Origin of the sequence: Ruthenibacterium lactatiformans (genome assembly GCF_000949455.1) — a bacterium.
Taxonomy (GTDB): Bacteria; Bacillota; Clostridia; order Oscillospirales; family Ruminococcaceae; genus Ruthenibacterium; species Ruthenibacterium lactatiformans.
In genome coordinates this window covers 18939-31309 of sequence record NZ_JXXK01000004.1, presented here as the reverse complement: position 1 = coordinate 31309, position 12371 = coordinate 18939, and the positions used below count along the sequence as shown (strand labels likewise).

Here is a 12371-nt window from a genome sequence, read left to right as displayed (position 1 = left end):
GATGGCAAGAAGCGAAAAAGCTGTCGTCACCGTACTGTGCATGGTACATGACGGGACGCGCCTGCTGCTGCAAAACAGGGTGAAAGCCGACTGGCGAGGCTATACGCTTCCCGGCGGCCATGTGGAAAAGGGCGAATCCTTTGTGCAGGCGGTGACGCGGGAGATGCGTGAGGAGACCGGCCTCACCGTGCATGCGCCGCGCCTGTGCGGGATCAAGCAGTTCCAGACGGACGCGGACGAGCGGTATATCGTTCTGCTGTTCAAAACAGACCGTTTTTCCGGCACGCTGCGTTCATCGGAGGAGGGCGAGATGGTGTGGGTGGAGCGGGACGCGCTGGACGCTTATCCGTTGGTAGAGGATTTCCGGGAGCTTCTTTCGGTGTTCGACCGCGACGATCTGACGGAATTCCAGTACGAGCGCGCGCCCGGCACGCCCGCAGACTGGCGCGTACGCCTGTATTGAACGCGGGATGTCAGCCTTTGTCCGGCTCGTTGAGACGCACCATATGGATGTGGTCCTCCCACACGCCGTTGATGCGCAGGTAGCGGCGCGCCAGCCCTTCGGGGCGGTAGCCGCATTTTTCCAGCACCCGCAGGGAAGCTGTGTTGCGGGGCATCACATTCGCCTCCACCCGGTGCAGCGCGGCAGGGCCGAAGGCGAAGCGCGTGCAGGCCTCCACGGCCTGCGTCATATAGCCGCGGCCGCACAGCGCGCCGTCCAGCTTATAGCCCAGAAAGCACGACTGGAACGCTCCGCGCACGATATTGTTCAGCGCAACGCTGCCGATGACGCGCCCGGGGACGTCTTTCAGCGCAAGATAAAAGCGCACGCCCGTGCCTTGCGCCGCGCGCTGCACATCGGCGGCAAGCTCCCGCGCGTGATGCTCCGCCGTATAAAAGCCCGCGGGCCGCTCGGGCTCGAACGGTGCCAGAAACGCCGCGTTGCGAAGGTAATAGTCCAGCACGGCTGGGGCCAGCCCGGGCGCGGCGGGCAGCAAAATAAGGCAGCGCGTTTCCAGCGCGGCGGGGACAAGCTCCATAACAAGCCTCCTGTTCACTGTAAAAACGACGCGCCGCAGCTTGTCGAAAAAGCTTTGCTTTTCCGACAGACTGCGGCGCGCCTTGTGTTTAAAAAAATCAGTTCTCTTTCCAGATGGGTTCCTTGAGCATCCAACGGCCGTATTCGTCCTTTTCAAACAGGTCCCTGTTGTAGAACTTGTCCATGATGGCCCAGAACTCGGTTTCGGTGTAGCCGCAGAACGCGCAGAAGTCACGCACGCACAGCGGGTCCAGCGCGCCGTCCCGCTCCTTGATGATGGGAATGGCTTCCTCCCGTGTCATCATACCGTAGCGGATGTAGCGGGCCGTGTAGTCCGTGGCCGCCGCATGGCCGAACTTCGGGTATTTCAGCCAGGAGTGTACCAGATACGCGCGGCTGTCGATCTGATCGAAATTTTCCGCGTGATGGGTGCGGTCCCACTCATGCGACAGGTCATGGAAGCCGTGCTCCTTGGCGATCTGGTAATTTTTGTAGCTGTTCCAGGGCACGAAATAGCTCATATAGAACGGATCCAGCCTGGCCAGCTCTTCGGCGGAGGGCGCCTCGGTGAGGATGAGGTCGTTCTCGCTCACGCCGTAGCCCAGCAGCTCCTCCTTGGGGAACCCGACGGCAACGCCGTTCTCGATCTGGTCCTTGGCGGAATAGGTCTCTACATCGGCGTTGCCGCCGTATTCAAACGAGACGTTTTCACCGTAGCACAGGAAAGGCGTGTTAAACTTGGCCGCCATATGCAGCGGAAAAGTATAGATGAGCCTGTCCACATACCAGGTGGGCTTGCCGTATTTTTCAAAAAAGGTGCGCATCAGGGTTTTCTGCGCCTTGATATTGGGCTTACAGGAGATGATGGTGCAGCCGAACTCCTCGCTGATGTTTTTCAGGTTGTGCTTGCCCGCCTCCGTCATGGGGAAGTTGTCCTCTACGCTGAACAGGATGGGGTTCATGCGCATGACTTCCTTGAGCATATACACCTGGAAATGGCTGTCCTTGCCGCCGGAGACGGCCACGGCGCAGTCATATCCGCCGGGGCCGTTGCAGCCGCGGTATTTATCGCACATAGCCTCAAATTCCTTCCAGCGCGCGTCCCAGTCCACATCCTTGCGGTGGGCGTAATGGTTGCACGCGCTGCACACGCCGTTTTCGTCGAACGTAATGCCGGGGCGCGTGTCGGGCATGGTGCATTTTTTACAATATTTCATAGCTTTTCTCCTTTACAAGAAACCGCGCGGAAGAAAGCCGCGCATCGTAAGCACTCTTATTGTACCCCATTTTGCGCCCGCGCACAAGGCGCAGCGGCGCATTTGCGCACAAAAGAGGGGCTCTGCCGGGCGGGGGGCGCCGGGCAGTTCGGCTTTTCCCAAATGCGTGGCGCTTCGGGCGGCGGCGCGCGCGGGGGAAGCCGAACCGCCATCCGGCTGGACGGCGCGCACCGTTTTGACGCCGGGGCATCAGCCCACAAAGCGCGCGATCTTTTCCTCCATGGCGCGCGCCTCCTCTTTGGAAATGTGCGCCTTGTCGATATAACCGTAAATGCGTGAAGCCATATCTGCGAAGCCGGGTGCGACCCCGGCAAGGCGGGCCGGGTCGAATTTCACCGCGTACATCATATGCACACCGATGAGCGCGCAGAACTTGAGCAAATTGAAATGCGGCCGGAAGGGCGGGCTGAAGGGCTGGTCCCGCGGAGGGTTTTTGTAAACGTCCTCCAGCAGATCCGCCATGCGCACATAGGCGGGCGTATCGCTCCTGTCAAAGTAGCCTTCGATGACCTCTTTGGCAATGGGGAAGGGCGCGCTGTCCGGCGCGTCCGCCGCTGCGGCAAAGGCGGCGTAATCCGTGATGTGATCCGCCCCCTTATAAATGACGGGGTCGTACTCGTGCTCAATGGGAACGGGCCGCAGGATGCGGCAGCTTTTGCCCGCGAAGTATACCTCCGCAATGGCCGTGCTCATCCAGATGAAGATCTGGTCCGCCGCCACGATCCATTGCTTCACGCTGTCCGCGAAGATCACGCGGAAATTGGGCCGCTTTTGGGCCAGCGCCTCCAGCGCGGGGCTGTTCCACTCGCTGGGGTGGCGGCGGTAGACGAGCTGCACTTCGGGATGCCCGGCCAGATATTGGTCGAACCAGGCCAGCGTCTGTTCCATACTGGTGCGGTTGGTACCGGCAAAGCCGGTGAAATCCTCGCCCGCCATGTCGGAGAGCTCCTTTACTTCCTGCTCCGTCATGCTGGCATAGCCGAAGCTGGAGATGTACAGCATCAGTTTTTTGTCCGGGTCCAATCCGTGCTCCCGGCACAGCGCAGCCTTATCCTTGAAATATCCCCGGAACTCGGGCCGCAGGAAATCCATCATCACCGCGCCTGTCACGGGGCAGTTTTTTTCCTGCATGCCGTGGGCCACAAGGCGCTGCTGCGTGCGTTTGCCCCAGCAGGTCTGCACGCATTTTTTGGCGTTGCCGCCGAAGTTGAACCACGCGCCTTCCTCCTGCGTGTCGCTGAGCATCTGCTCCCAGTGCAGGTTCACCACTTTGTTGCACACGCCGATGTTGTTGTACACATGGCTGTTGATGGCCTCGTCGTCGTACATGCAGCTGGACACCAGAACCTTCGGCTTTTTCAGGGTGAAGTATTTGAGCTTTTTCCGGTCCAGCAGCTGGCGGAGCTCCACGGTATAGCCGCGCCGGGCCAGCTCCGCCTTCAAAAGCAGGATGCTCTCGTACTCCCGCACCACATGCTCATACAGAATCAGAAAATCCAGTGCCATGGCTTACGCCTCCTTTGCGCCGAACAGCGCGCGTGTAAATTCGGGCAGGCCCCGTTCCACATCCAGGTGGAACCCGTCGTAGTATTGCTCCTCCGCGTAAACGGCTTCCGGCTCTACCTCAAAATCCCGCACGGCCGCGCCGGTGTCCGCAAGCGCCTGCCGTATGGTGCGCATGGGCTCGTCCAGGCCCAGCGGCGCAACGAGATACTGCCGCAGCGCATCGTCGATGGGGGGCAGTACAAAGGTCAGTTCAATGCCGTTTTCCGCACAATAAGCCGCCAGCTCCTCCAGACGCCGCAGGTTTTCCCAGTTCAGGGAATAGGAGCTGTCGGCGGGCGTTGCGGCCAGCATCGCGTCCAGCAAAGCGCGGGGATTGGTGCAGCGCTCCCGCGCTGCGCCCCAGGCGTCGATATAAGGCTCTGTTTCAATCGCGGGCAGTGTGCCCGGCTTTGCGCAGTTTTGGTACAGCGTGGCGGCATAGGCGATCAGGTTGCGGCGTACGGGCAGCGCGTTGCCGTCCTCGTCCACAGAATCGATCGCCTCCCAAGCGCCTGCGTCCCGGGTCGCGCCCGTCTGCACGCCCTGCAGGCGCAGCAGAAGCTCACCCAGCATATCGGCGTTGTAATCGAAATTGAGCATATAGGCAACGGGGTTTTTCACCACGGTGCCGATGGCCTCCATGCGGTTGCGGGAATCGCCGGCACGCAGGGTGTAAAAGCTGACGCCGAAATAGCAGGTGTTCAGGCTGGGGTTGTTTTCGGCGGCGAGATAGAACAGGTCGATGCTCTCGTTCAGCGAAGCGCCGCCGAAGGCGAGGTTGCTCCAGCCGCGGCCGGAGGCCTCGGCCACGGCATTCATGTCGAAATGGGCCATGCGTGAGTCGCCCAGGATGATGGCGTCCTCGGGCGCGGACAGATAAGCCCGCACGCGCGTGATGACGGAGTCTTCGCTGGAAGCACCGCCTTTGACGCCGAAATAATCATAGGGCTCAAAGGCGAAAAACAGGGCAAAATAAACCAGGAACGGCGCGGCAAGCAGCGCCAGGCGGGGCAAAATTTTTTTCATGCGGCGCGCCTCCTTAAAAATTGTTGTACAGGAAATTCGCCGCCGTGGCGAAGTATCCGTTGTTCATCAAAAAGCCCGCGAAAATGAACGCGGCCAGCGCGTAGTACAGCAGCCAGCGGAAAATAAGCGGCAGGCTCAGCATCCGTGCGGAAAGATCCCCGCCCGGCGCTTTGAAGCGGCGGGCACAGTCCAGCAGCACGCCTCCCGCCAGTGCCAAAAGCACGAACGCCAGGAATGCAGCGCTCAAAAGAGATTTTGCATTGAAGGAGGCCGCTATGGCGCGGATGTCCGCCAGCAGGCCTGTCAGTGAAACGTTCCGAAACTGGGCCGTCAGCACATACAGCGCGTCGTGTACCGAAGCGGCGCGGAAAAATACCCAAGCGGCGTTTACCAGCGCAAAGGTGCACAGGCACTGCCACGCACAGGCAAGGCGGCCGGTGCGGCTGACATGCAGCGCTGCGTAAACGCGTCCGCGCAGCCTGTCCGTCGCGTCCCCCGCGATCTGGTAGACGCCGTGCAGCGCGCCCCAGATGAGATATGTCAGCCCCACGCCGTGCCAGACGCCGCTGACGAGGAATGTGAGCAGCAGGTTCAGATATTTGCGCGCCTTGCCCTTGCGGTTTCCGCCCAGAGGGATGTAAACATAGTCTTTGAGCCAGGAGGAAAACGAGATATGCCACCGGCCCCAGAACTCCCGGATGGAACGCGAAAAATAGGGCGTGTCGAAGTTCGTCGTCAGCTGAAGGCCCAGCAGTTCGGCAGCGCCCAGCGCCATGAGCGAGTAGCCGGAAAAATCAAAATACAGCTGCAGCCCGTAGCACAGCGCGCCGAAGGTGAGCGTCAGGCCTGTATACGCCGTTACGTCGCCGTAAACAGCGTTGGCAAACACCGCCAGAAGGTCGGCCACGGCCACCTTGGAGAACAGCCCCAGCGCAAAGGTGACCAGCGCGTGGGCCGCGCGGTCCGTACGCAGGGCGCGGGGCGCGCGCAGCTGCGGCAGCAGTTTGTCCCCGCGCATGATGGGGCCGCTGGAGATGAGCGGGAAAAAGCTTACGAACAGCGCGAAATTACAGGCGCTCGGCTCGGCCGCGTATTTTTTGCGGTATACATCCACGGCGTAGCCAACGGACTGCACCGTGAAAAAGCTGATGCCCAGCGGCAGGATGACGGAAAAAGCGCTGCCGCCCGCTTCACTGGCGAGGCCCAGACGGGACAATGCCTGCCAAAGCCCTGCGCTGACGGCCGCGCCGTGGAGCAGCAGAGAGGCGCCTTTCAGCAGCACCAGAAGGCCGAGGTTTACGCCCAGCGCGGCCCAGAGCCGCCGTTTGCGGGAGAGACCCTCGGCGGCGTCCATGCGGCGCACCAGCGCCCACGTGGCCAGGGAATCCAGAACCAGCACGGGCAGCCATGCAGGGGTATTGAAGCAATAAAACGCATAGCTGACGGCCAGCAGCGCGGCGTTCTGCCAGCGCCTGGGGACAAGCCGGCATACAAGCACCGCCAGCGGGAAGAATGCAAAGAACGAAACGGAGTTGAATGTCATAGCGCACATCCTATATCGACAGAGTATGGACCGCGCCGCAGAGCGCGGCCCGGCGCGCGGGAATCCTTGTTACATTATAAAGGGGGACAGGCGTTTTGTAAAGGAAGGGGCCTGCCGGCTGCGCGGGGCAAGGCGGAAGGCACGGCGGCGCTTATGCCCGGCCGACAAAAAAGCCTCCTTTTATTGCTATTTAGCCCGTTTTATATTATACTTAACTGGTATCGGTGTGCAAAAGAAACAGCGGTTTTCGGGCACGCGGCAGCGCATCGGCTGCGCTATCCGCGCTGCCTTCTGTCGGGAAGGCAACGCTGTCCGCCCCGCCGCTGCCCCGCCGCGCGGCTGAAAGCTTCGCGGGCCCCGGCCGGGCGCTGCTGCTTTTATACACGGATACCGTGATATACTATACCCGTAAGCAAAAAACGGGCGGCGCGCACCAGACCGGAATTTGCGGCGCAGCCCGGCAGAAAAGGAGTTTTCCATATGGCGCATACTGTTATGGTGACCGGTGCAGACGGCTTTATCGGCAGCCACCTCACGGAAGAACTGGTGAAAAAAGGCGAAAAAGTGAAAGCCTTCTGCTATTATAATTCGTTTAATTCCTGTGGATGGATCGATTCCCTCGCGCCCGAGATCCGCAGTGAGATCGAGATCTTCATGGGCGATATCCGGGACCCCAACGGCGTGCGCACCGCCATGCAGGGACAGGAGCGCGTGTTCCATCTGGCCGCGCTCATTGCCATCCCGTTCAGCTACCACTCCCCGGACAGCTATGTGGACACCAACATCAAAGGGACGCTGAATGTCCTGCAGGCAGCACGGGACCTGGGCACCCAGCGCCTGATGGTGACTTCCACCAGTGAGGTGTACGGCACGGCCCAGTATGTGCCCATCGACGAAAAGCACCCGTATCAGGGGCAGAGCCCGTACTCTGCCACCAAGATCGGCGCGGACCGGTTGGCCGAGAGCTTCTACCGCAGCTTTGACGTGCCGCTTTCCATCGTGCGGCCGTTCAACACTTACGGCCCGCGCCAGTCGGCCCGTGCCGTTATCCCCACCATCATCACCCAGCTTCTGGCGGGCCGCACGGAGATCCGTTTAGGCAGCCTGGCGCCCACGCGGGATTTCAATTACGTCAAGGATACGGCCGCCGGCTTCATGGCCATTGCAGATTGCGACGCCGCCGTCGGACAGGAGATCAACATCGCCACTGGCCGCGAGATATCGATCGGCGATCTGGCGGATGAACTGATCCGGCAGATCAATCCCGAAGCCAGGGTGGTGTGTGAGGCTGAGCGCCTGCGCCCCGGCAAAAGCGAGGTGGAACGCCTTTTGGGCGACGCCTCCAAGCTGCGCGCCCTGACGGGCTGGCAGCCGGCCTACACCTTTGAACAGGGCCTTGCCCAGACCATCGAATGGCTGCGCGGAAATATGGACGGCTATAAAGTGGATGCATACAATTTGTAATATATCGACAAAATATTACAAATCTGCCGCCTGCAGGACACAACGTGCGGGCGGCGAATGGAGTATTTATGGCGGAACTTACAAAAAAATGCAAACGGCTTTGGACAAAGCCCGGCATCCGCTGGCTTTGCGGATATTTCTTTGTGCTGCTGTGCGGCGTGGGGCTGGTATATTACTGGCGTGTGGCGTACTCGTTGGGCGCGGGCATGCCCGGCTTTGCCGCAGCGACGACACTCATCATCTGCGGCGGCTTTTCCGCCGTGTATCTTCTGGTGTTTCTGGCCGCGCATTTCCTCAAACAGAACCTGGCTCTGAAAACCGCTGTGCTGGTTTTTCTGGCCGGGCTCTGTTTCGTGTTTGCCAACCCGCCCATGCAGGCTCCGGACGAGACGATGCATTTCCTGCGGGCTTATGCCGTGGGCAGCGGACAGTTCCTGTTCGATGAAAAACAGCAGTTCCCAAACGATGTGAATCTGCTGGTGCGGGATTTCCCCGGGGCGTATATCAACGGCGTCAGCGGTGAAAAACTGGCCCCGGACGACCCGACCATCGCGGACGCCTTTGCACGGTACAGCGCGGACAAAGCTGCGGGGGCGGTTGCGCCGGGCGCGTTCACCCCGGTGCAGCAGCTGGTGCCGTACTTCCCCCAGGCGCTGGGCGTGGCCGTGGGACGGCTGTTCGGCGCGGACGCGCTGGCCTGTATGTATTTGGCGCGCGCGGCGAACCTGCTGTGCTATGCCGTATTGTGCGGTTACGCGGCTGCGGTCATCCGGCGCTTTTCGGCCGTGCTGATCGCGCTGGCCATTTCTCCGGTGTCGCTGTTTATGGCCGGCTCGTGCAGCTCGGACGGGCTGTTCATGGGCCTGACATGGATATTTATCGCGCTGTGCCTTTCGGACGTTGTGACGAAAAAGAGGCTTGCGGTGCTGGCGCTCTGCTTTGGCTTGACGTTCCACGCAAAATACACCACGCTGGCGCTGCTGCCGCTGTTGCTGCTGCTGCCGTTCGAGCAGAAGCCCCGCAAGGGAAAAAAGGCGCTTTCGGCCGCCGCGCAGCGCTGGGGCGTGCTGGCGGTATGCCTGGCCGCGGGCGTTATCATATATGCGCTGCTGACAGGATATACGGCGCTGGCCAGCAATTATGGCCGTGTGCCTTATGCGGACACCGGCGTTGACCCGGGCCGGCAGCTCGCGTTCGTTTTTTCCAATCTGCCGCGCTACCTGGCGGTCCTGCTCTATTCCGTCTACCGTGACAAGGCAAACCTCTTTACCATTGGGAATTTTGGATGGATGGACATGACGGTGCCGTTTGTCAGCTACTTTGCGCCGCTTTTTCTGCTGTTTGCATCGGGCGTATCGGCGCTGGAGGGCGCGCGGGAAAAGCTGCGCACCGCCTGGGTGTTTCTGGCGACGGCCGTGCTGATGTACGGCTTCACCTATACGGGCATGTACCTCACCAGCACGCCCGTCAGCCTGCCGGAGATCAACGGCGTGCAGACGCGCTATCTGCTGGGGGCGCTGTTTGCGCTGTTCGCGCTGGCATCCATGCTGATGGGCCGCACGATGGCCCTGCAGAACCTGCGCCCGGGCCTGCCGCAGAAAACGCCGCCCGCGTGGCGTGTGCTGCATTACGGTTTTTGCTTCGCGCTCGTCAGCGCGCTGCTGCTGTTCCAGGCGTATTACATCGGGCCGTGACGCTGTGCGGCGGCTCCGTATCGCTTTAAAGGAGGACCCTGCGTTTGATCGCTTTTGTTGAAATGACCGTTACCTTCGCGGCGCTCACGGCGCTGTGCCTGTTCCTCAACACAAAAATGCGTCTGGCCGCGGGCCTTACGCCGCTGTTTGTTTTGTGCGGCACGATGGTCTGGTACAGCACGCTGGGCAGCGTGCATATGCTGGTGCCTGCGGGCATTGTCTGGTTTGGCGCGGCGGCGGCCGCGTGCGTCTGGCTGTGGCGCAAGCACAAGGACATCCGCTGGCGGGAGTTTTTTTCGCCCGCCATGGTATATTTCCTGCTGGCGTCGCTGGCCGTTATCGTGCTGTTTGCCGTGCGCCGGCCTATTTTTAACGAGTGGGACGAGTTCAGCTTCTGGGGCATCGCGCCCAAGGTCGTCAAGACCGAGAATCAGCTGTATACCTATAACCCGGGCGAGATGCGCGTGAGCACCTTTGTGCCGGGCATCATCATGCTGGATTATGCGTTCCAGTTCCTGGGCAGCGTATTTGTGCCCTGGAAAGTGTACGCGGCGTACGACATTTTGTTTTTTGCAGTATTCGCGGCCGCCATTTCCATGCTGGGCCGCAGGCACTGGCACATTGCCGTACCCGCCGCCGCGGTGCTTACGCTGGTGCCATACATGGTTTCCGTGTATCAGCGCGGCATCTATGTGCAGACGACGTATATGAACGCCTATTCCGACATTCCCATGGGCCTGCTGTTCGGCGCGGGGCTGGTGCTGTATTTTGCGCCGCGAAAAAAAACACCCATACTGATGACGGGCGCGGTGCTGGCCGTTACGGCGTCCTGCCTTTCCAAGGACATGGGCTTCGCGCTGTGCCTTATTGCGGCCGCCATCATCTGCTTTGACCTGCTGTTCGTCCAGAAGGAGGACGTGCCGTTCTTCCGGCTGAAGGGCCTTGGCGGAAAGCTGTGCTGGTGCGCCTCGCTTGTGGGCGCCCCGCTGGCCGCGTTCTTCGGCTGGGCCGCGCACATGAGCGTTGTGCTGGGCTCCAACCGGTTCGACATCGGCGGCTCGGCCGATATGGGCATGGTACAGATGGTGACGACGGGCATTGCCGAGCTGCTGGGCATCGGCCGCACCCAGAAATTTACCGATATCATGGAGCTGATGAAAAGCGCGTTTTTCAACACACGGCTCACGATGTTCAGCGTTGGCGCGCCGGACAGCACGCTGGGGCGTATTTTCAACGGCTCGGGCTTCATCACCGTGCTGCTGATTTTGAGCATTCTGCTGGCGGCATTCCTGCTGGGCGACAAGCGCATGCGCGTGCGCACGGCCTGGACGGCGCTGTGGAGCACGCTGGGCTTTGCGGCGTTCTATATCTTCACGGGTTTCACCTATGTGTATGTGTTCAAGGAAGAGCTGGCCTATGGGCTGGGCGATTACAACCGCTATATTTATCCCTATTATGCGGGCTGGCTGGTGTTTGCCGTAACGATGCTGTGCGCTTCGCTGAAAAATGCAAAGCCCGGTAGTCTTGGCACGCTGTTCCTGCTGGCGCTGTGCGGAGGCTGCATTTGGCGTGCGGATGCATATTTGCAGCCCCAGCTTACGGTTCTGGATTACCCGGACAGCCATTACGCGGGCCGCCGTTTGCAGGTGGAACAGGTTGAGGCCGCGAAGCACTACCTGACGCGGGACGACAAAGTGTTCATCGTGTCCATGACGCAGCAGGGCGTGGGCTGGTTCCAGCTTTATTATGAATTTTATCCCGATGTGGCCGTAGATTACAGCTTCGGCGCAGGGGAGGAATTCAGCCCGGACATCGTGCGCCGGGCCGACGCGATGCCGGGGTTCTTTACGGAAGAACAGGTGGACTACTTCACCAGCCAGCCGTTTACACCCGCGGTCTGGTGCGATTACCTTGAGGCCAGCGGATGCACGGCCATCTATATGGATGAATGGGACGCGGCCTTTGCGGAAAATTACGGCGCGCTGTTTGCCGACGGCCTGAAAAGCGGCGCCACGCTGTACCGCGTAGAGGGCGCGGGGGCGGATATGCACTTTGTGCCGCTGAACGGAGAGGAGGCGGCGTCGTGAAGCGTGTGAAGGCTTTTTGGAACAGCATCTGGAAAAACGACAGGCGGCTGGTGGCGCTTTGCTATGCGGTGTTTCTGGCAGGCAGCATACTGGCGTCTCTGTACGGGTTTGCCGAGGACGCATACCAGCGTGCCCGGGGCAACGTGGCGCAGACGGAGATTTCCGGCGCGCAGGAAGACGTATTTGCTCTGACGGACCTGGAACAGGAGGGCGATTTATACACCTCTACCAGTGTGGACCCGCGCATGGAGCTGGACCTTGCCGCCGTATCGCCCACGGGCGTGCCCGCTTATGTGCGACGCGTTACGGTTCGGGTGACGTTTTTGAATATGGACCCCGGCGAGCTGAGCGTGTTCTACAAACCGCGGGCGGACATGGAGGAATACGACGCGACCTACCGGGTGTGGGCGCATAAGGAAGCCGAAGACGGGGTATATACTTTTACGCTGCCGCGGGGTGCGCTGTATGGTTTACGGCTGGACCCCGGCATTTACAGCGGCATGCAATTCCGGCTGAAGAGCGTCATCATCAATGAACCGCGCGGCTTTTTCGAATGGTTCCTGCCCACGCGTCCCTGGCTGCTGTGCCTAGTCGTCGTACCGCTGCTGACGGCCTCCGTGCTGAAATATCTGGCGCTGGCCGCGGCTGCGCTGGGCGCAAGGCGCGCGGGCGGCAAAACCTGAGGCGGCCGCGGCA

General features: G+C 60.8%; 10 protein-coding genes. 5 read left to right on the top strand and 5 right to left on the bottom strand.

Annotated features, from left to right (window positions below; all coding sequences use genetic code 11):
* Window position 1 precedes the first annotated feature (1 nt).
* Entirely contained in the window at window positions 2-463 is a 462-nt protein-coding gene (locus tag TQ39_RS04300; protein WP_050004690.1) for an 8-oxo-dGTP diphosphatase, read from the top strand.
* A 10-nt stretch (window positions 464-473) separates the two neighbouring features.
* Here TQ39_RS04300 and TQ39_RS04295 read toward each other — a convergent pair whose 3' ends face one another.
* The 5 genes from TQ39_RS04295 to TQ39_RS04275 all read right to left on the bottom strand — a co-directional run bounded on the left by TQ39_RS04295 (window position 474) and on the right by TQ39_RS04275 (window position 6430).
* Window positions 474-1040, bottom strand: coding sequence for a GNAT family N-acetyltransferase (locus TQ39_RS04295; protein ID WP_050004689.1), 567 nt, complete (start codon window positions 1038-1040; stop codon window positions 474-476).
* A gap of 97 nt (window positions 1041-1137) precedes the next feature.
* Window positions 1138-2256, bottom strand: a complete 1119-nt coding sequence (locus tag TQ39_RS04290; RefSeq protein ID WP_050004688.1) for an N-acetyl sugar amidotransferase — start codon at window positions 2254-2256, stop codon at window positions 1138-1140.
* A gap of 249 nt (window positions 2257-2505) precedes the next feature.
* Complete coding sequence (locus TQ39_RS04285; RefSeq protein WP_050004687.1) at window positions 2506-3822, bottom strand: surface carbohydrate biosynthesis protein; 1317 nt, start codon at window positions 3820-3822, stop codon at window positions 2506-2508.
* Between the two features lie 3 nt (window positions 3823-3825).
* Window positions 3826-4887, bottom strand: a complete 1062-nt coding sequence (locus tag TQ39_RS04280) for a hypothetical protein (protein WP_050004686.1) — start codon at window positions 4885-4887, stop codon at window positions 3826-3828.
* A 13-nt stretch (window positions 4888-4900) separates the two neighbouring features.
* On the bottom strand, window positions 4901-6430 hold the full coding sequence (locus tag TQ39_RS04275) for an MBOAT family O-acyltransferase (RefSeq protein ID WP_050004685.1): 1530 nt from the start codon (window positions 6428-6430) through the stop codon (window positions 4901-4903).
* Window positions 6431-6910: 480 nt separating this feature from the next.
* Here TQ39_RS04275 and TQ39_RS04265 point away from each other — a divergent pair, with 480 nt between their 5' ends.
* The 4 genes from TQ39_RS04265 (at window position 6911) to TQ39_RS04250 (ending at window position 12358) form a co-directional block, all read left to right on the top strand.
* Window positions 6911-7894, top strand: a complete 984-nt coding sequence (locus TQ39_RS04265) for an NAD-dependent 4,6-dehydratase LegB (protein WP_009325020.1) — start codon at window positions 6911-6913, stop codon at window positions 7892-7894.
* A gap of 68 nt (window positions 7895-7962) precedes the next feature.
* Window positions 7963-9588: a DUF2142 domain-containing protein gene (locus TQ39_RS04260; protein WP_050004683.1), complete on the top strand. Its 1626-nt coding sequence runs from the start codon at window positions 7963-7965 to the stop codon at window positions 9586-9588.
* A 44-nt stretch (window positions 9589-9632) separates the two neighbouring features.
* A complete protein-coding gene (locus TQ39_RS04255; RefSeq protein ID WP_050004682.1) occupies window positions 9633-11675 on the top strand; it encodes a hypothetical protein in 2043 nt (680 codons plus the stop codon).
* Window positions 11672-12358 (top strand): hypothetical protein, encoded by a 687-nt coding sequence (locus tag TQ39_RS04250; RefSeq protein ID WP_050004681.1) that lies wholly within the window; start codon window positions 11672-11674, stop codon window positions 12356-12358. The genes TQ39_RS04255 and TQ39_RS04250 overlap by 4 nt, the downstream gene beginning before the upstream one ends.
* The last annotated feature ends 13 nt before the right edge of the window (window positions 12359-12371 follow it).